The 24,594-nt window shown below is 50.1% G+C and carries 22 protein-coding genes; 14 read left to right on the top strand and 8 right to left on the bottom strand.

The window, feature by feature from the left end; genetic code table 11:
• Window positions 1-129 precede the first annotated feature (129 nt).
• The gene (locus tag KKH67_15610) at window positions 130-546 is read right to left on the bottom strand and encodes an OsmC family protein (protein MBU1320605.1); all 417 of its coding nucleotides are present in this window, start codon (window positions 544-546) and stop codon (window positions 130-132) included.
• Between the two features lie 296 nt (window positions 547-842).
• Between KKH67_15610 and KKH67_15605 the strand changes: the two genes are divergently transcribed.
• The 5 genes from KKH67_15605 (at window position 843) to KKH67_15585 (ending at window position 7,631) form a co-directional block, all read left to right on the top strand.
• A complete protein-coding gene (locus KKH67_15605) occupies window positions 843-2,405 on the top strand; it encodes an insulinase family protein (protein ID MBU1320604.1) in 1,563 nt (520 codons plus the stop codon).
• Entirely contained in the window at window positions 2,402-3,862 is a 1,461-nt protein-coding gene (locus tag KKH67_15600; GenBank protein MBU1320603.1) for an insulinase family protein, read from the top strand. Before KKH67_15605 ends, KKH67_15600 begins: the two co-directional genes overlap by 4 nt.
• A 321-nt stretch (window positions 3,863-4,183) precedes the next feature.
• A complete protein-coding gene (locus KKH67_15595) occupies window positions 4,184-6,001 on the top strand; it encodes a hypothetical protein (GenBank protein MBU1320602.1) in 1,818 nt (605 codons plus the stop codon).
• Between the two features lie 333 nt (window positions 6,002-6,334).
• Entirely contained in the window at window positions 6,335-7,078 is a 744-nt protein-coding gene (locus tag KKH67_15590; GenBank protein MBU1320601.1) for a hypothetical protein, read from the top strand.
• A 313-nt stretch (window positions 7,079-7,391) separates the two neighbouring features.
• Complete coding sequence (locus tag KKH67_15585) at window positions 7,392-7,631, top strand: hypothetical protein (GenBank protein ID MBU1320600.1); 240 nt, start codon at window positions 7,392-7,394, stop codon at window positions 7,629-7,631.
• A gap of 349 nt (window positions 7,632-7,980) precedes the next feature.
• On the opposite strand, the gene KKH67_15580 is transcribed toward KKH67_15585, so the two are convergent.
• From KKH67_15580 to KKH67_15570, 3 genes are all read right to left on the bottom strand, one after another.
• Entirely contained in the window at window positions 7,981-8,172 is a 192-nt protein-coding gene (locus KKH67_15580) for a hypothetical protein (protein ID MBU1320599.1), read from the bottom strand.
• Between the two features lie 129 nt (window positions 8,173-8,301).
• A complete protein-coding gene (locus KKH67_15575) occupies window positions 8,302-9,021 on the bottom strand; it encodes a hypothetical protein (GenBank protein ID MBU1320598.1) in 720 nt (239 codons plus the stop codon).
• A gap of 145 nt (window positions 9,022-9,166) precedes the next feature.
• A complete protein-coding gene (locus tag KKH67_15570; GenBank protein ID MBU1320597.1) occupies window positions 9,167-9,403 on the bottom strand; it encodes a LapA family protein in 237 nt (78 codons plus the stop codon).
• Window positions 9,404-9,613: 210 nt separating this feature from the next.
• Here KKH67_15570 and KKH67_15565 point away from each other — a divergent pair, with 210 nt between their 5' ends.
• The 9 genes from KKH67_15565 (at window position 9,614) to KKH67_15525 (ending at window position 18,883) form a co-directional block, all read left to right on the top strand.
• The gene (locus KKH67_15565; protein ID MBU1320596.1) at window positions 9,614-10,549 is read left to right on the top strand and encodes a biotin--[acetyl-CoA-carboxylase] ligase; all 936 of its coding nucleotides are present in this window, start codon (window positions 9,614-9,616) and stop codon (window positions 10,547-10,549) included.
• A gap of 168 nt (window positions 10,550-10,717) precedes the next feature.
• The gene (locus KKH67_15560) at window positions 10,718-11,572 is read left to right on the top strand and encodes a hypothetical protein (GenBank protein MBU1320595.1); all 855 of its coding nucleotides are present in this window, start codon (window positions 10,718-10,720) and stop codon (window positions 11,570-11,572) included.
• Between the two features lie 4 nt (window positions 11,573-11,576).
• Window positions 11,577-13,499 (top strand): methionine--tRNA ligase, encoded by a 1,923-nt coding sequence (metG, locus tag KKH67_15555; protein ID MBU1320594.1) that lies wholly within the window; start codon window positions 11,577-11,579, stop codon window positions 13,497-13,499.
• A 51-nt stretch (window positions 13,500-13,550) separates the two neighbouring features.
• A complete protein-coding gene (locus KKH67_15550) occupies window positions 13,551-14,324 on the top strand; it encodes a TatD family hydrolase (GenBank protein ID MBU1320593.1) in 774 nt (257 codons plus the stop codon).
• Window positions 14,311-15,114 (top strand): ribosomal RNA small subunit methyltransferase A, encoded by an 804-nt coding sequence (rsmA, locus tag KKH67_15545; GenBank protein ID MBU1320592.1) that lies wholly within the window; start codon window positions 14,311-14,313, stop codon window positions 15,112-15,114. Before KKH67_15550 ends, rsmA begins: the two co-directional genes overlap by 14 nt.
• Window positions 15,107-16,933, top strand: coding sequence for a hypothetical protein (locus KKH67_15540; protein MBU1320591.1), 1,827 nt, complete (start codon window positions 15,107-15,109; stop codon window positions 16,931-16,933). The genes rsmA and KKH67_15540 overlap by 8 nt, the downstream gene beginning before the upstream one ends.
• A gap of 32 nt (window positions 16,934-16,965) precedes the next feature.
• Entirely contained in the window at window positions 16,966-17,520 is a 555-nt protein-coding gene (locus KKH67_15535) for a hypothetical protein (GenBank protein ID MBU1320590.1), read from the top strand.
• Between the two features lies 1 nt (window position 17,521).
• Complete coding sequence (locus KKH67_15530; protein MBU1320589.1) at window positions 17,522-18,067, top strand: hypothetical protein; 546 nt, start codon at window positions 17,522-17,524, stop codon at window positions 18,065-18,067.
• Window positions 18,068-18,163: 96 nt separating this feature from the next.
• Window positions 18,164-18,883, top strand: a complete 720-nt coding sequence (locus tag KKH67_15525) for a pyridoxine 5'-phosphate synthase (GenBank protein ID MBU1320588.1) — start codon at window positions 18,164-18,166, stop codon at window positions 18,881-18,883.
• Between the two features lie 5 nt (window positions 18,884-18,888).
• Here KKH67_15525 and KKH67_15520 read toward each other — a convergent pair whose 3' ends face one another.
• The 4 genes from KKH67_15520 to KKH67_15505 all read right to left on the bottom strand — a co-directional run bounded on the left by KKH67_15520 (window position 18,889) and on the right by KKH67_15505 (window position 24,215).
• Window positions 18,889-21,486: an insulinase family protein gene (locus KKH67_15520; protein MBU1320587.1), complete on the bottom strand. Its 2,598-nt coding sequence runs from the start codon at window positions 21,484-21,486 to the stop codon at window positions 18,889-18,891.
• A gap of 442 nt (window positions 21,487-21,928) precedes the next feature.
• A complete protein-coding gene (locus KKH67_15515) occupies window positions 21,929-22,690 on the bottom strand; it encodes a hypothetical protein (GenBank protein ID MBU1320586.1) in 762 nt (253 codons plus the stop codon).
• A 171-nt stretch (window positions 22,691-22,861) separates the two neighbouring features.
• Window positions 22,862-23,365, bottom strand: a complete 504-nt coding sequence (locus tag KKH67_15510; protein MBU1320585.1) for a transposase — start codon at window positions 23,363-23,365, stop codon at window positions 22,862-22,864.
• A gap of 109 nt (window positions 23,366-23,474) precedes the next feature.
• Window positions 23,475-24,215, bottom strand: a complete 741-nt coding sequence (locus tag KKH67_15505; GenBank protein ID MBU1320584.1) for a class I SAM-dependent methyltransferase — start codon at window positions 24,213-24,215, stop codon at window positions 23,475-23,477.
• Window positions 24,216-24,594: the final 379 nt, after the last annotated feature.

Raw genomic sequence — 24,594 nt, 5'->3', positions numbered from 1 at the left:
CATTCCTGACGGCAATTATGTCTGGCGAGTCATCTCGTCGGGAGTTTGCTCCCGCCGAAGACTTCTCCTGCAATGTGTCCGTGCCCTCGTTCACATGGCCGAGGGCTTATTCCATGTATACCGGAGATATCAAACCACCTCGACAGACGTTGTGATTTTGCATCTGTCCGTGAGCGAGTTAGCAACTGTGCAGTACTTCTTATGCGAGAGTTGCACTGCCTGCTCGATTTTCTCGACAGTCACGCCATCACCGGACGCAACGTACTTGATATGGATTTTTTCGAAGTACTTCGGATAGTCTGCGGATATCTCGCCCGTCACGGTGACATTGAGGCTGCGAAGATCTGTCCGCTTTTTCTGCATTATCCTGACAACATCGACTGCAGAGCATTTGCCGACAGCAATCAGGAGCAGTTCTGTGGCGTGCAAGCCGGTATCTGTTCCACCGTTTTTCTCGGCAATATCGAGCACTATGGCGTGGCGGCCTTCATGCCCTTCGGCTACATATTGCTGTTTCCCGACCCATTTGATGTTGACTTCGTACATGTTCGAACCTCTCTATTTGACCAAGAGCAAATCTGCCTTGTTTGTGCTGCAGTTCTCCAGCACGAATGTAAGAAACAACGCGCTCCAGTCAAGAGCGAATAAATCGGCAATGCTGCTTGCATGATTTGGCGATGCTTGCTGGTCTACGTTAGCTGCTTGCATTTGTCACCAGCATTTGTCACCAGCCGACTTGCGGCGGACTCAGCTTTTGCTTATATTCGAAACTTAATGTGCTTATCGAAGTTACAGTTACAAGGCGTGGACATAATCACAGTTGCATTATTTGTGGAGGAGTTATGGCACAAGCCAAAACCTTGCTTCTTGCGGCATCACTCCTTGCGCTGATGTCCTTTTCCGTTGCGGTGGCATCGGATATCAACATCGACGTCAAGGAAACAACACTTTCCAACGGAATGAAGATTCTCGTTTTGGAGAATCACGATGCGCCGGTATTCTCGGCGATGATCCGTGCTCGGGTCGGAGCGGTTGATGAGAAAGCTGGCCAGACTGGTCTGTCGCATTTCCTCGAGCATATGCTTTTCAAGGGGACAAAGACATTCGGAACGTCAGACTATGAAGCCGAAAGACCGCTGATGGCCAAAATCGATTCGATCGGAGAGCTATTGCGTGCGGAGTGGGGCAGGATTCATAATCCATTGCTCCCACTCGATTCGACGCTCTATCAGAAGTACCGGAAGGAAATCGAAGATATTCAGATGGAGCAAGCTAAGTACATAATCAAAGATGAGATGTGGGAGACCTACGTGAAGAACGGCGGATCAAGGTTGAATGCGTCGACCGGCCAGGATGGAACACAGTTTTATGTTTCGCTACCGTCGAACCGGCTGGAACTCTGGGCGCTGCTGGAGAGCGACCGTTTCGGGAGCACGGTTTTTCGCGAATTCTATTCTGAGCGGGATGTTGTTTATGAGGAACGCCGCCTTCGCACCGACACCCAGCCTCGCGGCAAAATGGACGAAGCAATGGGTGCGGCTGCGTTCACCGCATCCGGATACAGTCATCCGGTTGTAGGATGGGCCTCTGATATCGAAACATGGGATCATGATCTCCTCAAGGACTATTTCCACACTTACTACTCTCCCAACAATCTCGTAGCGTCCGTCGTTGGCGATGTCGACGCGAATGAGGTCTTTGCGGTCTGCGAAAAGTATTTCGGGAAGATTCCTCGCGGACCCGAGCCGCCGATCATCACTACGATCGAGCCGGAACAGAAAGGTGAGCGCCGCGTGATTGTCGAATTTGACGCAAGCCCCTCTATCAATATCGGGTGGCATTGTCCGCCGATAGGGCATCCTGATAACGCGGCACTCGACGTACTGACCTCGATACTGTCTCAGGGCAGAACGAGCAGATTCAACAAGTCGATTGTCGAGGAGCAGAAGCTTGCCACACGGGCGAGTATCTATTCGTCTTCGTCGCGGTACACCGATCTTATCGCAGCGTACGCAACACCGCTTCAGCCGCATACGTGCGCAGAGGCGGAACAGGCGATATATGACGAGATCGACAAGCTCAAGATCGAACCAGTCTCCGAATGGGAGTTGCAGAAAATACGCAATCAGCTCGATGCCGACTTCATCCGTGGTATGGATTCGAATCTCGGTATGGGATGGCGTCTCGCCCACTACTATGCTATGACTGGTGACTGGAAGTATATGCTAACATCGTATGAGAATATGAAGAAGGTGACCGCGGCAGACATCATGCGCGTGGCAAACGAGTATTTCTCTCCGGATGAACGAACAGTCGTTACCCTTGTCAAGACGGAATCGAAAGATACGGAAGAGCCAATGAGTGGCAGACCCCGGGGCGCTCGACATGAAGGAGGTGGACAATGAGAAGCAGACACCTATATGCGATTGTGGCAGCCTTTGTAGTCCTCTCATTGAGCCTCCCACTCTACGCGCAGAGTACGAGGTCCGAGGGGTCTAAACTGATTGATCAGCTGGAATTCAGCGATATCTCCTGGAATATTCCTAAGCTGGGCGTCGACGTTGTGGTAGACACTCTGCCCAACGGCATGGTCCTCTTCATGATGGAAGATCACCGGCTGCCTGTATTCAATATCCGGTCACTAATCAGAACCGGTGAGATTTACATGCCGGAAGACAGAATGGGACTCATCGATCTCGTAGGGACAGTCATGAGGACTGGCGGAACTACAACGCTCGATCCCGACAAGCTGAATGAAGAACTCGAATATCTTGCAGCGTCGGTCGAGACAAGCATTGACAATGAGTCAGGGAGTGCGAGGCTGAATTGCATGTCGAAGGATGTCGACAGGGGACTTGAGCTGTTTGCCGATGTGCTGATGAATCCGGCATTCAATCAGGAAAGGATCGATCTGCAGAAGGACAAGATGAAAGAGAGTATCAGGCGACGGAACGATTCACCCGGTAGCATCTGCGGGAGGGAATTCAATCACCTGATCTATGCTGACCATCCATACGGCAGCATTCTCGAATGGGAGCATGTAAGAGACGTCACTCGTGAAGACATGCTGGCGTTCCACAAGAAATACTACGTTCCGAATAATGTCTGGCTCGGTATTACGGGAGATTTCAGCATTGATGAAATCAAGGCCAAAGTCGCCAGCACTTTTGAGAGCTGGAAATCGGCTGAAATTGACCTCTCCAAAAAGAAGAAGGTCAATCCCGCACCTAAGCCGGGTGTTTATCTGATTGACAAGGATCTGACCCAGTCTAACATACGCTTTGGACAGCTCGGAGTGAATCAGTACAGTCCGGACAGATTCGCCATCTCGATTATGAACTACATTCTCGGCGGAGGTTCATTTACTTCTAGAATGACCACCGAAGTCCGGTCGAATATGGGATTGGCATACTCGGTCGGATCGAGATTCTCGACCGGCAGTACGGATCTTGGCAGCTTCTACGCATACTGCCAGACGAAGACAGAGACGACTTACAAGGCTGTCAGCGAGATGGTCAGGCAGATCAACTCCATGAAGGAGGCGGAAGTCACCGATTTTGAGTTGAACTCTGCGAAGGACTCATATATCAACAGTTTTGTCTTCAATTTCACCGATCCGTCGAGCATTGTAGCTCAGTTGATGAATCTCGAATTCGACGGCATGCCGCGCGATTACTACGACACATATCTTAATAACGTGCGGAGCGTGACGAAGCAGGATGTGCTTGCTGCTGCGAAAAAGTACCTTGATCCCAAAAAGATGACATTCCTCGTGGTGGGCAATTCTGAAGGTTTCGAATCGCCGCTCGATGAGTTCGGTACTATTACGATGCTTGAATTGAAAGAACCTCACGTCGAATAGCTATTCGATCAATTTGCTGAATTAGGAACCGGTTGACGCAATGTCAGCCGGTTTTCTTTACGTGCGCGGTCGCGGGCTGCCACACAACTTATTATGACGTAAGATATTCTGGTCGTTTTCGCCCTTTTGATACTTGACAATACGATCTGACTTGCTATATTAAACAAAAGCAGAGTACTCATCGACTATCGATCCGGCAATCATCAATTTGTAGGGGTCTGCCTCGCAGGCTTGCAGCGATTTCCTGAGTTGGTGTGATAAATGAATTCTATACAAATATGTTGTCGATCTCACAGAGGGTAAATTTTAAGGGAGAAAGTCATGATCCGGAGTACACTAATTGCACTGGCGATGATCATAATACTACCATCCGCGCAGACTATGGCTATGCCACCAGCAGATATGCCACCGAATCCATCGGGTGGCAGCAGAACTGTAGATCAGGAGACGTTCTACGATAAGAACAACATCCTAATGCTGGCCTATAACGACGGAAATATAGCGTTTGATGCAGCGGGAGTGTTTTCAGGTGGAGTCGGTCCGGGGTTCTTCTATCCCTACTCCGGTGATCCCGGCGATCCCGGGAGTTTGACTGTGGTCTGGGCTGCAGGTCTCTGGATGGGTGGCATGGTTGGCAGTGACATACGGCTTGCTACCGCGGAGTATGATGCTGAGTACGTTCCGGGGCCGATGGATGGCGGCGGACCGATGCCTGATGATCCATCGTTCAGAGTTTACAGGATCGATGGCATGTCCGGTCCCGGCGATGCCGATTATGACGAATGGCCGGTTGCTCAGGGCGCTCCTTCCGATGAATTCGGCAAACCTCTTCTGATGGGCAGGCAGACACTATGGGCGGTGTTCAATGATGCTGATCCGATGGCTCATGTTGCCCGTCCCGGCAGCACTGATCCGCTTGGTGTCGAAGTTCAGATGACCGTCTGGGGTTCCGATATGGCTGGTGAAGAAGATGTCCTGTTTGTGAGATACAAGCTTTACAACAAGGGGCTTGACGACATCGACAGCTTCTATATCTGTTTCTGGGCAGATCCTGATATCGGCTTCGCCCCGGATGACCTTGTCGGGTGTGACACGGTGCGTAACGCATTCTTCGCATACAATTCTGGATATGACGATCATTACGGGGCTATTCCTCCCGCATGGGGCGGGATGCTGCTCTCGGGACCTGTAGAGCCGTCACCCGGTGACACTGCGGTATTCGACAGCAAGCCGATGCCGGATTACAGAAACCTGCCGATGACGGCCTATGTCGAATACATTAACGGAACTGATCCGAACAGTCCCGAGGAAACATACAACTACATGAGGGGACTGAATCAGATAGGCGGTCAGATCATCAATCCTGTGACCTCTCAACCGACATCCTTCATGTATTCCGGTGATCCGGTAGCCGGCACTGGCTGGGTGGATGTGATGCAGAATGACAGCCGGTTCATGATGGCTATGGGACCACTGACGTTCGCTTCCGGTGACAGTCAGCAGGTCGTATTGAAACTCGGCGTCAGTTTTGGGGGAGATCCGCTTCTTTCGGTAAATGCACTGAAGAACACGCTCGATGGCACCGCAATGAAGGCTGTCATTGATCCAAACAAAGTACACACGTATTACGTCTACGCTGTCGATCCTAGATATGCGACAGTCTACTTCGGCAACATGGTCGGACCAAATACGCTCTACGACATCGATCCAGGATCGGTTCGAATCAACGACTCGATTGTTCCGGAGACTGTTGAGATGATCTACTCGCATGTCGAGTTCGTCGGACCGGTGATCGAGGCATACTTCCCGATCAAGAACTTCATCTATGGTTATGCTCCGGTGTGGGATCTCAGCATTCACCCGTTTATGGTCTCCTGCAATTACAACGGCGTTCGCTGCGTATTTAGCGGTGAGCTTACATTCTTCGGTCACGTATCGGGCGATGCCGACGGCAGCGGGTTTGTAGATATAGACGACATAGTGTTCCTTGTGGCATACGTCTTCTCCGGCGGCGCGACACCTCGACCGCTGGAGCTCGGTGATGCGAACTGTTCCGATGTGGTCGATATCGACGATATTACGTATCTGGTTCAATACATCTTTGTAGGTGGGCCACAGCCCTGCCCTAACGGGCATTGATGAGAGATTGCAGGTCATGACCCTTGTGGTCCTGACACCCGACAATGAATAAGGCACGAGCGATATGCTCGTGCCTTTGCTTGTCTGTAGTCAGTGGCATTAATGCCGAGAAACAGAAGTAATCCCGTAACTTCTGAAATTGGTGTGCTGTTGACGTAACTACTAGATCGTACTATATTGTATGCTGACACAGTAAGAACAATTGTCGAATTCTGATTCCTCGGTAGATTTGCGGCAGGCCAGCCGTGAGACGGCGCACGCCAACAATCCGACACACTTCTGCCCGAGGGAGGATGACTAAATGACAAATGGTATTATGAGAGGAGACACTCCATGAACAAGATTGGGAGATGTTATTTGTTGCTGGCGCTCTTTACTATAACCGAAATTTGTCCTGCCACGGCTGAGACCTACGTTTCTGAATTGGTTGATGAAGGAGATTTCGCGGGAACTGTTTACGTGTGGAACCGCGAGGACGAATCGACAGCTGTAGTGCCTGAAGATGCACCGCTTTACGGGCTAACCGAAGTAGGAATCGCAGTAAGACTCAGAATAATGACTCCGGGAATTGATGTTAGGGACACTGTTGAGCTCGCACAGCACACTAGACTGCACGCCGCAGACTTTGTCAAATGGCCAATCTGTGCTTCGAACAATTGTTGGCGACTGCGCGATCACAGAGGCGATAGCATTTCGACCGCACAATTGATTTCGATAGTCGCATCCAGTCTAGCAGAGTGTGGGGTCAAGGTAGTTGGCGCAGAAATGCCAGAATCTCCATCAGCTTCCGGGGATCCGCAAATCAGGATTGCCGTCAGCATCATTGCTTCCGATTGCTCGCCCGCTTACACGTTCTCAATCCAAATTGGATTGGACGGAAACATCTGTCTCTGGAATAGGGATGGTATACCTTTTCGTGGATCAGTTTATCGTGAAGAATGCATGGGTGCGGCTGACGAACTTAGCGAAATCGCGGAGAATATCACAGGCGCCATGGCACGCTTCGCAGAATCAGTTGTCAGAAGCAACGAGAACTGGGATGGTAATGTCTGGTATCAACGGCCAGACGACGATTGACAGCTTGAATTGTATTTCTGGTATGCTCCACTTCCACCATTTGTGGCGTTTACCTGGACTCGGTCCGAACACAGCGGCGATACGGCCTTGGGCTGAAGTCTTCGAAGCTTCAGAGTTGCTATCTTGAATCGCTCCAGGATTTCACCGAACTTATACCTTCTCTTAAGCAAGAGGCAGGTTTCTTGGAAACCTGCCCTGCAATCTGACGAGGCAGGATACCGACACCGTAGGTAGCTGTCTCGTGTCGGCGTTCCCTTTCAGGTTGTTGCAACTGGTGAAGGCTTGGTTGATCTGCAGGCTGGAGCAGGCCTTCATGAATCTAAGTGGCGTCGGCTGCGAGCCATTGTCGGACATCAGACACAGGCCGAGGCTTCTATCAGACAACGGGTCGTGTTATGTATCAGGAGAGCTTAAGAAGTACCTTGAGAGGCACGGTATCGAGCATACGAAGGGAGCACCGTATCATCCATCCGATGACTCAGGGGAAAATCGAGCGGTATCACCACTCCATGAAGAACGTTATCAAGCTCCAGAACTACTACCTCCCAAGTGAACTTCAGCGGGAGATCGGAGAGTTCGTAGAGTAGTACAACAACCACAGATACCACGAATCACTAAACAATCTGACACCGGCTGATGTCTATGCAGGAAGATCAGACAGATCCTGGCAGAGAGACACAGAATCAAGCAGAAGACCATGCAGATGAGGCGACAGCAGAATCTGTGTGGCAAAACAGACTGGGAGTGCGCCATCCTCTCCTTCTGCATAAGGAATTTCAGTTCATTCTCCATCTGTTGCTTTAGATAGTCTTTCACAGCCTCAAACTTCAACTCGAACTCGTTCTGTTGAGATTCACATTTCAATTGAGACATCCCATCCTTTGTTGGGCGACAGTCGGGCGTCAGCCCGTCTCGTCATTCTGCTTCGACAACTCCCTCGCCCTCTCATTCAACACCCTGCAGACTACGCACTGTGATTTGTCACCAGTTCCTTCGAGTCGATCCAGCTTGGAGATCATCCAGCCTCTGGTACACTGTTCATTGTTGTGATAGCAATCCTCCTTGACCGAATGCCATGACTTGACGGCTGACATATGTTCCCCCCAGAATTAGTTACACTTCATCACTGGAAAGATACAGACGCTAACTGTCAGAACCTGTCAGTTACTAGTCAGGAAAGTGAGCGTTTTCACTCATTTCTCGATGAATATTGGGGAGTACAATTAAGAATAATGAGGTTCTCCATCAATAAGGTACCAACAATGTCCGATTTTAACGAGAGTCCTTACCTCAATCCATTGAGATGATTTATTGGTCATCGTTGCTTCAACAATACTAAACTCATCATTAGATTTTAGTTCCCTAATAGATTCAATCGAATACGGTTCCGTATGTTCCTTTTGATTTATGATATTAGTACTCTTATTTGCCATAAACATTCTCCATTGGTCAATAAAATCTCTATAACAATTGAATTTGTTCTTGGCAAATTGGGTCATACAGCACCATGCCCTCGGTTGATTTCCGAATTCAGACATCGCCCCACGAAAGAAGTATTCGAGACTTAATATTGACGTTACACTTGCTTTAGGTGGATTTACTAACATCAAAACAGCGCGAAATGCAAATATAAAAAATACTAATGCGCAGATCCACGTTAGTATTGATGCAACCAATAGAACCATTTCTGCAACATTGTGAGCCTGAGAAAAAAAGGATCTTACTAATGTGGTGGTGTCAGAGAGAAAGGGTACTCTTTTGGAAGATGATATAAACAAGGCGCCTAATAAAGCAAGGCCCAAAAGAAGCAACTTGGATCGCAAATTGGCGCGTATTGCCTTCGATGTTTCTGCGGACGGAAGTTCTAAATAATCTGAGGATTCTTTTAATATATCAAACTCCTCTGGTATAGAAAAAGAAAATGAGTCCATTTCATAATTCATTATATGCTGACCTTGATGAAGTGTTGAAACGATCTCTGCCCATTAGATGTGGTCCAGCTCAAAGTGTGTTATTACGAACCTTATGAGACAGATGTCCTGTAATTATAACATACTTCTCAGCGCTTCGTAAGGAGTTTCCCCGAAACTATTTGCCAGGCTTCTTGCGCCCTAGGATCGCGTACGCGACCAGTCCGGCAACGAATCCGGTCATGACCGAGATCAGGGTCAACAGCGCCTGAGACATGCCGATTGTCCACAGGAGCAGATTAAACCCTACGCGATGAGTGTTCTGCAACAGTACTACGATCAGCAGAACGAAGACGATCACCAGAAAGATGACTTTTGCGCCTGGTCCCGACCCCGACGAACTTTGTTGAGGCATCATCATACTCCGTCAGATGGTCAAACGACATTCATCCGACATAAGATTGTTACTGAAGAATAGAATGACTCAAATCACTTCGCAAGCATTTAATGACTTCTGACCGCGACGTTTATCTCGAATTATCCGGTTGCGAAGTACGGTCCGAGTCTATTATATATTTCAAGCGAATATTCGCCTGGGACAACCGGCTAATTTCGGGATTGTGCAATGATCATATTTTCTGACAGCAAGCAGTTTGCAGAGATGGTCATGTTAGATGACCTTCAGTGGGGTGAGGCTGACTTCCGTTCGGTTGGCGGCAGATTGACTGAAATCGCTGGTTATGTTTTCGATTGGCAGGCTGTTCATCAGGCTGAGATCACATCATCGCACTGCTTCGATTATCTCTTCATTTCAGAGCATTCTTCGAGTTCGCAATACGACTTCATTATTGATCTCTGCAAACAAAATGCAGAACTCCCGCACGGTATCCTCCTGCTGGCGGGCTCCGGCAGCGGATTCCACGGTCAGCGGGACCGGGCGTGGGAGAGTCCGCCCGGCAATATATACCTGACTGCATTCTTCGCGCCCAACAAAGAGATCCATCAGTTCGGACCGGGATTCATGGCGTTGCCCGCAGTTTCTGTGATTGACGCAATCGACTCAATCGAAGGGCTCAATGGCAGATCGTCGCTGAAGTGGGTGAATGACATTCTCGTTGGAAATGCCAAAGTCGGCGGTGTGCTTACTTATACGCAGGCGATGGGACCGGAGGTGACGGGTGCGGTGCTTGGGATCGGTGTGAATGTCGAAGCACCGCCGGAGGTCGAGTTGAACGAATTCGTACCGGACGTCGCCTGTCTCAGCGATTATGTCGATGATATCAATCTCTGCAACCTCAGGCTGGTGCTCGACAGCCTGATACACAATCTGGACAGAAATTACCAGTTACTCGAGAATGGCGATTACCGGCAGTTGCTCGATCAATATCGAGACAGATCAGCCATTATCGGCAGAGAAGTCGTTATCTGTGCCGATGACGACAAACCGCTCCCCGATGTCATCGCCACCGGCCGTGTGAAGAGCATAGGCGAGAACCTCGAGTTGTATCTTGAAGGTTCTGATGCACCGATTTCTCGCGGGCGACTGATCCTCCGAATGTGAACCTGCACTTCTGGTTGGGTGTCTCGGCGCGCAAAGGACCTTTCTCGCCAGCCGAACTGACAGATTTTCCACATCGCCGATTGACATATATGAGAACACAAAGTGTGCGGAATCTTGACAAGGATCGTATAAATTGTGTATATATAACAAATTCTGGAGGTAATCGTTTTGGATTCAGATATATGGGAAGTTGAATTTAAGGCACGCCGCCTTAATTACTACTACAACTGCAACGACGTGGAGTTCAGCGTGAACGACCACGTGGTAGTCGCTGCGGAGCGCGGCGAAGATATCGGCCAGGCAAGATGCAAGGTGTCAGGCGGAATCAAGATCAAGGGGGCGCCAATGGCTATCATTCGGCTCGCCTCCGAGAATGATCTTGAACGGAGCAAAGACAATCGTGTCAAGGAGAAGGAAGCCCTGAACCAATGTCAGAGCTTGGTGAAGCAGCACAGCCTCGACATGAAACTTGTGGATGTCGAATATCAGCTCGATGGGAACAAGCTCACCTTCTTCTTCACCGCCGACCAGCGGGTGGACTTCCGCGAGCTCGTTAAGGAACTTGCCGCAGTTTACAAAACTCGAATCGAATTGCGACAGATAGGTGTCAGGGACGAGGCGAAGCGGCTGGGCGGATTCGGGATATGCGGGCTCAGGCAGTGTTGCTCGCAGTGGTTGCTGGAATTTGCACCCATAACCACCACCCTGGCGCGGGAGCAGAATCTTTCGTTAAACCCGCAGAAGATTTCCGGAAACTGCGGCAGGCTTCTCTGCTGCCTTCAGTATGAGAGATTCCATTACCAGGAGACGCTCAGGAAATTCCCTGAACTGGGTTCACGATACAAGACTGATGTCGGTACGGGGACTGTCGACAAGATCAACATTTTCACGGAAGAAATGCTTCTCAGGCATGAAGGTGCCGACAACCAGATTGTGAAGCTCCGCGAGGTTGAACGGAGGAACAGGCGCAAATCGTCGTTTTTCCGGAAAATCACCGACAGGAGTGAGGAGACGGAGGATTAGCAGCTTGTCACGATCATTTTATGTCACCACGCCGATCTACTATGTCAACGACCGCCCACACATCGGTCACGGCTACTGCACCGTTGCGGCTGACGTCCTGTCCAGATACCTCAGGCTCCTCGGCTCCGATTCGTATTTCCTGACCGGAACAGATGAGCACGGCTCGAAAATAGAGAAAGCAGCGGAAGCTTCCGGAGTGACTCCGCAGCAGCTAGTCGATGACCATGCACAGTCTTTCAAGGACTCATGGAAGATGCTTGATATTCAGAATGACTACTTTGTCAGAACCACCGACGCGCGGCATGAAGAGGCTGTGAAGAAGCTGGTTACAAAGCTCCATGAGACTACTACTCCCGACGGCAAATCTGTGATTTATGAGGGAGAGTACAAAGGACTTTATTGTATCGGATGTGAGAAGTTTCTTACGGAGAAAGATCTCACCGAGGATGGCCTGTGCCCCGATCATCTCGTGAAGCCGGAGCTTCTATCGGAAAAGAACTACTTCTTCAGGCTCACATCGTATCTCGATCAAGTCAGAGATCTGATTGAATCCGGGAAACTCAAGATATTGCCGAAGGAGAGGAAGAACGAGGTGCTCGGACTCCTGCGGCACGGTCTCGACGATTTCTCGATATCCCGCGAGAAGGTGCAGTGGGGCATACCTCTGCCATTCGATCCCTCCCAGAAAGCGTATGTCTGGGTTGACGCTCTCTCGAACTACATAACTGCGATTGGATATGGTGATGATCGTACGTCATTCGATCGGTGGTGGAAGGGCAGCGAGATTGTCCACCTGATCGGAAAAGACATCCTGAAATTCCATGCTATTTTCTGGCCTGCAATCCTCATTGCCGCAGGAGAGAAGACTCCCGATACGATCTTCATACATGGCTATTTCACCGTAGACGGTCAGAAAATGTCGAAGTCCCTCGGCAATGTGATATCGAATGAAACTTTGGTCGAGCTGTTCGGAGTCGATTCAGCACGGTATCTTCTGTTGAACATGTTTCCGTTCGGTACCGACGGAAACATTCGCCTCGATGACTTCTTCAGGAAGTATAATTCTGATCTCGCGAATGATCTTGGGAATTTGGTATCGCGCACGATCAAGCTGACCAGGGGCAATTTCAAAGGCAAGATACCCCCTGCCGGCACGCCGACTGATGACGAGAAGGATCTGCTTCAATTTGTCAAATCCGCAGCCGACCGATGCAAACAGCAGATAGAGGCTATCAACCCTAATGGCGCTGCCAATGCTTTCATGAGTGTATGCAGAGAGCTGAACCGATACTTCGACGCTCAGAAGCCATGGGCGCTAGCCAAAGAGGGTAAGCCGGAACGACTCGCAACGGTCCTTCGCACGACTCTTGAAGGCATCAGATGCGTTTCGGTAATGGCGTATCCATTTCTCCCGGAGAAATGCCGGACCCTTCGCGAGACTCTGGGATGTGTTCCTGATCCCAAGTCTATTGGGGAAGCGGAATCGCTCGAATTCCTTGTCGAGGGGGCTGAGTTGAAACTGGACAAGGCACTATTCCCGAGACTTGAGCTTCCTGACGAGGCCGTCAAGGAGGCAGTCGATTCAGCACCGCCATCCGATGACAATCTAATCTCAATCGAGGATTTTGCAAGAGTGCAGTTGAGAGTCGCTGAGGTGCTCGAAGCAGAGCCTGTCCCGAAGACCGACAAGCTTCTCAGATTACAAGTTGCTATAGGCGAGAATAAGCTGCAGATCGTCGCCGGCATTGCTGAGCATTACAAGGCTGAGGATCTCATCGGCAAGAAGATAATTGTGGTGGCAAATCTGAAGCCCGCCAAACTTCGGGGTATCGAAAGCCAGGGGATGCTCCTTGCTGCGAAGAAGGGCAAGAAACTTACATTGCTGACCATTGAGACCGATCTGCCCTCGGGTGCGACTATTAGCTGATATCTCGTGACAAACTGGCGACCCCACTCCATTGTCCCAGGCGTAATTTAGGTGATAGATACACACGCACATATCGATTTTCCCAATTTTGACGACGACCGCAACAAGGTCATCAAGTCTGCATTCGATGTTGGTCTGAGCGCGATAATAAATGTCGGAGTCGACGTCGAAACATCACGGGCCAGCGTCGAATTGGCTGAGAACAACAAGCGAATCTATGCAGTTGTCGGGTGTCATCCCCACGATTCCGGGAAGTTTACCAGAGAAGACAAGCAGACGATTGAACGACTTGCGCAGCATCCCAAAGTCGTCGCAATAGGCGAGATTGGACTCGACTACTACCGCGACCATTCTCCGCGCGATATTCAGCAGCAGGTGTTTGCCGAACAGATTATCATGGCGCGGAATTTCGAGCTGCCGATGGTGGTTCACATTCGCGATGCAATGCCTGATGCACTCAGGATTCTCAGGGAGCAGAAGGCCTATCTCGTCGGTGGGGTGCTTCACTGTTTTCCGGGAACGGCGGAGGATGCTCAGAAAGCTACTGATATGAACCTGCTGGTTTCATTCGGTGGATCGCTGACATTCAAGAAGTCACGGTCTGCGGCAGCGGCCGCTGAGGTCCCGATAGAAAACATAATACTCGAAACCGACTGCCCATTTATGACGCCGGAACCGTTCAGGGGTAAGCGCAATGAACCGGCCTATGTTCGCTATGCCTACAAGGCGCTCGCGTCAATCCGGAATCTTCCTCTTTCCACAATAGAGAAAACAGTTGATGAAAACGCCCGTCGCCTGTTTAATATAGCTGATGACGGTTTATAAAAAAAGCCTTGGTCAGCACATACTGCAGAACATTGGCGCCGCACGCAGAATAGTCGAATCTCTCGGGATCGAAAGAGGAGATTCGGTATTGGAGATCGGCCCCGGTCGCGGTGTGCTTACCGGCATAATGGCTGAGTTGCCGATTCAGCTTATTGCGGTCGAAGTCGATCAGCGGTTCGTTGTCGAACTGCGAGAACGGTTCAAATCGGCTGATAACATGACAATCATCAATGAGAGCATTCTCGACATCAACATCCGGTCAATTGTCGGAGACAACAGGTGCAAGCTTGTCGGGAATCTGCCGTATAACCTCAGCTCGCAGATTCTGAAGAAGGCATTCGAGAATCATGATCTGTTTCCCCTGGCGGTTTTCACTGTCCAGAAAGAAGTGGCCGATCGCATGACAGCCCATCTCGGCTCACGCGACTATTCATCCCTGACTGTATTCACTGAGACTTACAGCCGTTCTGAGAAACTGTTCACTCTCAAGCCGGGATCGTTCTACCCGCCGCCAAAGGTCAGTTCTGCAGTCGTGAGACTGACATTCAGAGACTCCATCCCGATTGCAGGTGAACGACGCGAAGCATTCAGCCGATTTGTCCAGTCGATATTTGCCCACCGTCGAAAGACAATTCTGAACAGCCTGACATTTGCGACGTCTTTAAGCCGTGATCGATTGGAATCTGTACTCGAAAACAGTGAGATCGATGATTCGGTGCGCCCACAGAATGTTTCGCTCGACCGATTTGTCTCCCTTTTCAATGCTCTCGATGAGGTAAAGGATGCATAAGCTGAAGATTGCATGTCTGTTGTGTCTATTGGTGGCGATGCCTGCATCTGGTCTTGCGCAGGAGCTGTTTTTCGATTTCTCTCAGAACCGCGAGATATACCAGTGGGGTGACTCTCTTGTATGGCAGCCGTCATTCGGCAACAGGAATCAGCTTCTATTTACGAATTCATCCGCGACGACCCTTTTCAAAGAATCGATTCTGCTCGACAGACGAGACCGTTGGCAGGAGGACTATCGAACGCGATTGGAATGGCGATTCAATCAAGATAGCAGATTCCGCTTGTCATCCGTATTCGAAAATGATTACAGCTCTTTCGAGGAGCGAATAGTCGTGGAGAACAGCGTTGGCCTGGCCGCCTGGCTCCAGCCATCGGCTGGCTTGACTCTGGAAAACACAGGCTCGTTTATTACCGCTGCCCGGAACAACTCCGGTAATCAGCACCGGGCAAATGGATTCCACAACATCTCATCGGCACACTATAATCACCGATTCTCGCGTTCCAGCGCAATAGACATCGGCTACACTCAGGATCTGAAGATAATACCGGAAATTCCCGTATCGGGTTTCAACAGTCAGGCATCATTCTTCAGCCATGGGCTTGATGATTCGGTCAGGCTGTCACTGTCGGGAGAGTACCAGAACAGCCGCTATTTCACCAGCACGCGATCATATGAGTCGATTTCCAGGCAGCGGAAGGCGGCTACAAGCACTCGGTTGGCTGTCAGCTTGAAGCCAATCCTCGGAACACGCGTCAAACTGCTGTCGAATTTCGATTATCGGCAGTTCAGGTACAAGCACTTCGGCACCGATGGCACGGCGAATTCGATAGGCCTGCTCGGTTCGGATAACAGTTCCCGGTCGTTCGATTACAAGATAGCTGCTGACAGGACTTTGTTGAAGCGCGTCGTATTCGAGACGCATTATCAATACCGGGAGACGGATGAGGATTATAGCTCGCTTGCTGCAAATCAGAAGACCAAATCCGGTGAGGTTCGATTCGGTTTCAGAGTGCATCCCGGAATCAATGATTCGCTGTGGGCTGAAGCAATATTCTCTCTAACCAGCTACATTTCAGATCGCGAAAGCTCATTCTTTTCTGACAGGGACAGGGGAATGCAGCTCTACTCCTCAGGTGCAATGCATCGGTTTAGTCGCGCAATGAGCCTGCGCATAGATGGTTCATATCGGGACTTTCATCAGACATTCATCTCGGGATCTCTTTCCGCCAACAACAACCACGACAAGACTTATGTGCTGACTCCGGTTGTCGACTGGCAACCTGCCGCATGGCTTACGATATCCAACAAATTTCTGCTGCATGCCAATTATGTTTGGTACGATCATGAGAGGACAGTATCATCCGAGCGCAATACTCTCTTCAGGAGAGCTCAGTGGAAGAGTGAGTACGAACTTATTGTCTCACACAGACTCAGGATACGTCCGTCTTTTACATACAGATATGAGGATTTCGGGCAACTGCTCTGGCGTGACCAGTGGGCGCAGAAGACTAACTGGGATCGTCGTACAAGCTTGCCCGCGCTTGAGGTATTCTATCGAATGTGGTATAGTATAAGGCTGACTCCGGCGCTGACCTATGAGCGCAGGAAATCGTGGGAGTTCGTTCTGGGTGACGATGGCGCTATTGAGAGAGTCGAGAAGGAGACTTTCGAGCGGACGATGGTCAGCTTCGGCCTTGACTATACTCCCAGCGCCAATACAAGCATCGGCGTGAAGGTTCAACGCAGAGTGCAGGAGAGCAACTTGTTCGGTGACGATAAGACAAACCAGTTCGTGGTCAACGTGCACAGGGTATTTTAGTGCAAAAGACGATTTCATACGCGTTATTATTCATGATCTTGACGATTTCATGCACGAACCCGTTCTCAGCAAGGGAATCGGAGCCACCGTCCGAGAATGAAGGAACGTACATCACGCCGGTCGAACCACAGCTTGTGCTCGTCAATCTCGAGGCATCATACAACGAGAAGATAATCACCAACTACATGCAGTGTCTTGACACGTTGTTTGCCTACCGGTATGACTTCCTGCAGTTTCAGGGACCCGATTCGGGCTGGGGATACAATTCGGAAATATCTCTCACCGACAAGATTTTTGCCGCATTCCGATCAAGTTCTGAGTCGATTTCACTTTCGCTGTCGCTCGCACCGATTGAATCACTCCCTGATCTTGAAGACGACACGACCGCAACGATCCATAGAGAATATGAACTTATAAGCATATCTGATATCGACATTGCAATGCCGGATACGACATTCTACAGGGGCACAGCGTCATTTGAGCTGATCGAGACCGGGGTTAATCTGTGGAGACTGCGCCGCTGGACGGACAATCATGCGTCGCCCAATGACACGGCCTGGTCAGATTTCAAGAACGGGTACAGATAGCATGAGATGGTCTGTCATCATTATTCTGGTCACAACATTTGCCGGGTTGTCATGCGTCAATCCCTTCTCACCCGCATCGGTAGATCCGTCGGGAATCAAGCCGATTGTGAGGCAGACGGCACCCGATTCTGTCCTGCACAATTTTAGGTACGCATACGAGCACAATGATATTGATGTTTATGAGAATTGCCTGGATCCCAATTTCATCTTTAGCTATACCGATCAGAATCTTGCCGGTGAAATAGAGACAATAGTCATTCCACGAGACGGCCCATCGGGTGATCTCAATCGAACTCGTCGGTTATTCGAGTTCTTTGATGAAATCAAGCTGGAGACATGGATGCCCTTTTTCGACAGGTTCGAGCATTCAGGGTCGGAAACGTGGCAGGTCTATGGAGTCTATTTTCAGCTATCCGTTCGAGACATCGACGGCGACTTCGGAGGCGAGAGCTTCGAGGCAGTCGGCATTGCAGAGTTCACATTCCGACAGTCGAAGAAGGACAATCTCTGGAGAATGGTATCCTGGGAGGATCGGTCGGCCATCTGACATCAGTCCCTTTGTCACTGTTTCTGAACTTTTGGATGCTCAGTTCGTACAACATGGAACTGGAAGCAGACTGACATGACCACGGGAGAGAGACAAATGCGCAGATTGATAGTGAGTATGGACGCCATTGCTGCGATTCGCGAAGGTCGCAAAGAACGAGAACCCGATCCCGTTGCGGCAGCATCAGTGGCCGAACTTGCCGGCGCCGATGGGATAGCGATTCATTTGAGGATGGACAAGAAACACATTCGCGAGCGTGATCTCTACATTTTGCGTGAAACGGTCAAAACCAAACTAAACCTCTACATAGCGCCGAACACGGATTTGGTCGCTCGCGCGCTGGAGGTCAAGCCTGCCGAAGTGACGCTTGTAGCTGAGCGCCCCGGTGAGCTGACAACCGAACAAGGTCTCGATTTGCATGAACACGGTGACGAAGTTCGAGGCGTGGTCGAGCAACTTCAGGCTGCTGGGTGCCGGGTATTTGCGGTCGTTGAGCCTGAGGCTGATTCGGTAAAACATGCCGTGAAACTCGGACTTGATGGGATCGAGATATTCGCGAATCACTATACTGAAGCGAAATCCCAGGAGAATGTCGAAGCGGAGCTTGGCAGGATTGCAAAGACTGCAGATGCCGCGAAAAAGGCGGAACTCATGGTAAGGGCGAGCGGCGGCCTCGGTTACGCCAACATCGTGCCCGTGCTCTCAGAGACCGCGATCACAGAATATGTTGTTGGTCACAATATTACTTCGCGCGCAGTTATGACCGGTTTCGACAAGGCCGTCAGAGAAATGGTCGAAATCGTCAAATTCTTCTGATACTGCTACTCCGGCAGTCCCGCCGTTGCAATCACGTACTTCTCAGTCGAGAAGTACTTCTTAGCCACACGCTGAACGTCATCGGCGGTGACCTTTCGAAGATCGACAATCCAGTTATCGCTGAAGGCGTAGCCGACACCCAGGTATTCGTTCACGCCCATGTAGTAAGCCTGATTGACTCTCGACAAATTTCTCGTGAGTGATGATCCCCAGAGCGAGTTCTTAGCCTTCGTCAACTCATCAGGATCGATTGCTCCCTCCTGGAGTTTCTTTATCTCCGCAAGCATGCCATCTTTTGCCGTTTCGTAATTATCTATGCCGGTTCCCATAACCGCAACGTACCATCCGAAATCCTTGTCAAATGATGCCGAAGCTCCGACGCTATACGCCAGGCCTTGTTTCTCGCGCAGTTCGAGTGACATCCGGTCGGAGAGAATGGCTCCGGCGACCTTCAATGCCGGCGCATCTTCGCTCTGAATTCCGGGTGTGGGGCCGCCGATGTAGATGTAGACCTGCTCCTTATCCATCGGGACGTTCTTTGCGAGAACAGAAGATGGTTGAATCGGTTCGCCGACTATGATCGCAGGACTCTCTACCGGTTCCATGTCGCCGAAGTACTTAACTAACTTCGCCATTGCATCATCGATTGAACCATTTGTGCAGACGCTCAGAATCATGTTTCCGGGTGAGTAGAACGTTTTGTAATAGGCCAGCAGATCATCTCTCGTGATGCCGGCAATCGTTCTTTGCGAGCCCATGATTGGTTTCGAGTAAGCGCTGTTCGGGAAGAGAGACTCGTTGAACGCATTACGGCATTGTTCTCGCGGCGAACCGGATGACCTGCCTAGAAATCCCATCATCTGCCTGCGCGTCTGTTCGACATCTTCCTCGGTGAACACCGCATTCCTGATCATGTCGGACAGCAGCGCCATGCCTTTGTCGGAGAACTCATCGATAGTCTCGAATTTCACAAAAGCATACTGGTTCGTTGTGTAGAAATCATCGTAGGGGATATACGGATTATCCGTGACCGTCAGATTCGCGCCAATTGATGCCAGCTCTGAGGCGAGTTGATCGCTGTCGTATGTCGATGTTGCCTCTGTCATCACACGATTTACAAAATCGGTGATGCCATCCTTGCCTTCCGGCTCCATAGCGGATCGATTCTTGCCGATGATGTTCACCGCGAATACTCTGCTGTCGGGATTGCTCTTGATCACAACGGTCAGGCCGTTCGGCAGCACTTCCTTCTTGTATTCGGTATTGGATGCAGTCGCTGTTTCCGTTTTGGCTTCGCTTTTCGGAGTCACGACCGTTCCGGTGTAGGAAAGGGGTGTGAAGTACTTGGCTGCGACGCGTTTCAAATCACTGCGAGTCACTTTTTCGAGGTTCGGAATAAGATTCTCCAAAAACTCATATCCCGTAGAAACCATCATTGGAGCGACAATAATGCCATAGTAGTGGAGCTTTTCGCGGAGATAGATGTCATTCGTTTTGAGAGAGACAACGAGACCGTGAAGGTCTTTCTCAGATGGAATGACATTATCAATGTTCGCAAACAGATCATCGATGCCGCTCAGAATCTTGTCGGCATTCTCCGGCATATCGGTCGTCGCTGAAATGTGAAGGAGCGAGAAATCGCGCTGAGTCTGAAGCGACGCGCTGACCGACTGCGCAAACGGGTTTTCGCCTTCGGTGAAAGTCTTGTCTAAAGGCGACATGTCTCCCGACCCGAGATATTCAGCCAGCAGATAGTATGCGAAATAATCGGGATCGGTGAAATGCGGCGCGTTCATCGCAATATCGATTTTCGTGTCGGTAGTCTCAAGCTCAGCACGCTTGATCTTCTTACCCGCTGGAATTGAGAGTTCCACCTTGTCGAATTCCGGCAGCGGCTGCGCGGTCTGCATGCCATAGTATTTCTCGAACTTGGCAAGCATATCGGCAGTTTCGAAATCACCGATCACCAGCGCGGTCATATTGTTCGGCATGTAATAGGTCTTATAGTATTCCATTATCCGTTCGCGCGGAATGGTCGAGATGATGTTTTCGTAACCGAGCACAGGTCGCACGTACGGTGTTCCATGGTAGACTGTATTGCGTGTGAATGCCTCAGCCTGATAGTCGGGGTTGTCGATACTCATCTTCATCTCTTCGATTACGATCTTTCGCTCTTTGGGAAGCTCCTCCTCCGGGATGATCGAATTGAAAAGCTGGTCCGATTGGATATCAAGACCGATATCGATATTTTCTTTCGGCATCAGGATCATGTACGCTGTCAGATCTTCGCGCGTGAAAGCGTTGATATAACCACCATACATCTCGGCGGTCTCGTTGAGCTCCTCGCGGTTGCGGCTCTTGGTGCCGTCGAACATAAGATGCTCGAGGAAATGCGTGACGCCGTTGTTGTAGTCGGTTTCGTAGCGCGCACCGGCATTGACGAACACTATCGACGTGATCATCGGCGACGAGTGGTTCTCTTTGAGAATAATGGTCATGCCGTTATCGAGCGTGAATGTCTCGGTCGGCGATGGCGCAAGGTCGCCGTAGAGGTTTGTGGACAATGCCAGAATCGAAACGACAACTATCAAGAATCTATACATCGAATATCCCTCCGTCAGTTAATGTTCATAATCCGATAGAATATGTATAGAATCAACCAAGGTCAAGGTGAATTCGTTTCGTTGTGTCTGCAATTTATGATTGCGGGCAAACTTCGGTAGGGCAGAATCCCGAAGCGAAGCGGAGTGGTTCTGCCTACTCTCTGTATTCCGTCTGCCTGGTTTATAGATAAACCTCGAATCGCGTCATTGCGAGCGAAGCGTGGCAATCTCCGCGACCCTCAAATGTGAAAGCAGAGGCTGTGCCTCTGCGCTCTTCTATGCGATAGTCACAGGAGCAGAGCTCCTGTGTGCACTTTGATGCGACATAGAGATCGCCACGTCGCTTAGCTCCTCGCGATGACGGATTTGTGTTCTGTGCGCGGCAGATGTCCACATCTGCCCGAGTCCTAAACGTCAGAATCCGCGCGGTTTCGACAATTCGCTAATGACGTCTGCGCCTATGCAGCAACCGGTCTGTCAGATATAGATATAGTTGCACAGGTTCGCCGTAACCACGGTCACAATCCTTCATAATGGCTGTGGTGACAAGTGAGCAATTGACCACAGTATATTTGTGCAGAGTGGATTTGAAAGCACAACCAAACACGCACCACAGCATCGCCCAAATCAAGAATGGCAAGAGTGTGTTTGCTAAGTCCAATGGACGTAGTATCAAAACATAAAAATGCAGCACGAACCAAACTAAGAACGAAAAGGTTGTGCCTACGAGCGTTGTTCCAAGACCATGCATCACATCTACCAATCGCATTGGTAGGGGATGATCATCGTCTCTTGTCTTTCCGCTCTTGCTGGGAATGGAAGCCCAATATGACGAGACAAGGGACCCAACTTCCCACTTGCTCAGTTTGTCGACTTCCCCATCATTGAGCTCGCGATACCCTTGATCGGTCGCCTCCTGCGTTAGAATCAAGACGAATCTCCTATTCAGACCGCGAATTGCCTGTCGCAGGTCGACATTGAGATCCGTTACAGACACAAATGCCCAATAGAATTGAGCAAATATGTAGCCTAATGCGCCGCTGCCGAGGAAGAGAGCAAAGGCGGTGCCCACGTTGTAGTCGGCTATTTGCTCAAGGAAGCCTGCAGTCTTGCAGTAGTCAGAAATTAGAAGCATCAATGTTAGCTCCGTTATGCATACGACACCTGGCAAGACGAACCGTATGAATCTCCGCACTTCATCCATTATCTTCTGCTCCTTTCGGCTCTGGAGTCTGTCAAGCCCTTTGATGCAGCTTTTCGAGAATCGGCTACTGAATGCAAAAGTACAATGCGCACTAAGCAAAGTCAATCATTATGGAGGGAGAAGCAATCCTAAGTTTGTAGGTCGAAACCCTTGCGGTTTCGACATCTTCAATCATTCACCGATATTCGCACCATGCGTAGGATCATCATGAACACCCCAATCCTTAGAGTAATTTCCAAGCTCCAGAAATTTGTGAACTGTCGAAAACTTGTGATCCGCGGGTTTACGTGTAATGCCGTGTTTGACGGGATTGTAATGAATGTAATCGATATGTGCACTCAAATCCGATTCACTGCGAATGACGTGATCCCAAAACCGATATTGCCAGACGCGGCCTGACTTCAAGTGTTTAGCGCTTCTGTAGCTGCCCGAAAACTTCAGTTTCGCGAGTTTTATGATTGCGGACAGGCTTGAGCCCTTTGGATCAATTATGGCGTGAAAGTGATCCGGCAAGATGACCCAGGCGAGCATCTCGTGCGGCAGCGTACCGTTTGCGTATTCAAATGCACGGAGTAGGTCGCCAGCATAATCTACAAGGATTGGCAGCCGTTCGTATGTAACATGCGTGGTGAAGTACAGCTGCCCTTCCTTAAAATAGCGACGGATGTTCGTCATGAGGCAGAGTATAACTCTGGAGTATCGAAACCGCAAGGGTTTCGACGTACTGCCGGATACAGAGTCGAAACCGCACTCTGCGCTGCGCGCATCGTTCGAGGGTTTCGACCTACCTTCTGGCGCAGATGACGAGGTCGGTCGAGGATTCGGGATCGTAGGGCGTGAAGATCATGTCACCGTAGCATTCAATCGACCGGAAGCCTGATTTCAGAATGTGTGGTTCGAGCTCGGCTTTTGTGTATGGATAGAGATTCGTGCTCTCGAGTTCGCGCAGCTGAGATCCGTTGCGTGAATCGATCATCAGAATGTTGAATCGCAGGTGATCCGGGAAGAAGTCGTAGTATCGGATGAATTCCGTTTCGCCGACCTTGTGGATGCCGACAAGCCGTTTCTTGTTTTCGAGCACACGATGGTAATTAATAAGCTGCAGCACGGCGATACCACCCGGAACAACACTCTCTGAGAACGATCTGACAACCGTCGCCAGATCAGAGACATTGAGAATGTGCGGAAGAGAATTGCCGAGACAGAAGAGTGCATCGAAACGCTGATCGACCGACTCACCGAGATGCTCCATCGAGACCTGCCGGAAATCGACAACGACATCCTGCCGAGCAGCATTCTCTTTCGCGCGATCGAGCATCGGTTTGGAAATATCGGTACCGACAGTCTGGACACCCATCTTAGCCAGCAGTATCGAATGCAGCCCTGTGCCGCACGCGACATCAATCGCCGACTTGATGCCGTGCTTCTCGATCCAGGCATGGAGGACATTCCCATCCTTCACGATCCGCTGATCGAAACGGGTCATTAGATCATATCTGTCTGCGAGATTCTCGTAGAACTCCATCGGCCTATCCCATACTGCAGTTCTGTTGGTGTACGTTTGCTCTGGTATATCGTTTCGCTATATTATCGACAGTATCGGCGTTGCAAAGTAAGTCTTGATGAGACCCGGCTTCTCCGCGCGCGTCACACGTTTCAACAACTATAAACAGTGAAACACGGTCAGGAGTTCCCATATTTGCCACCATCGCTATCCTGTCCGGCGGCAACCCGTAGATAGTTTGTCAGCTTGCCGAGCGCTATTTCGCTCCGTCAGTAGTTGTGGAATCATTTCAGAATTCGCGGAACAGGACTATCTTGTCTCAATTGGCATCTTCTTCAGATGCGTCTTGCGTATTATAACTCCGATTACTCGATTCATCAAGCTCTTTCACGTCCGAAAT

The organism is Candidatus Zixiibacteriota bacterium, from assembly GCA_018820315.1.
In the GTDB taxonomy this organism is placed as follows: Bacteria; Zixibacteria; MSB-5A5; order JAABVY01; family JAHJOQ01; genus JAHJOQ01.
Note: the sequence above shows the minus strand (reverse complement) of the source record. Positions and strands in the feature narration are given on the sequence as shown.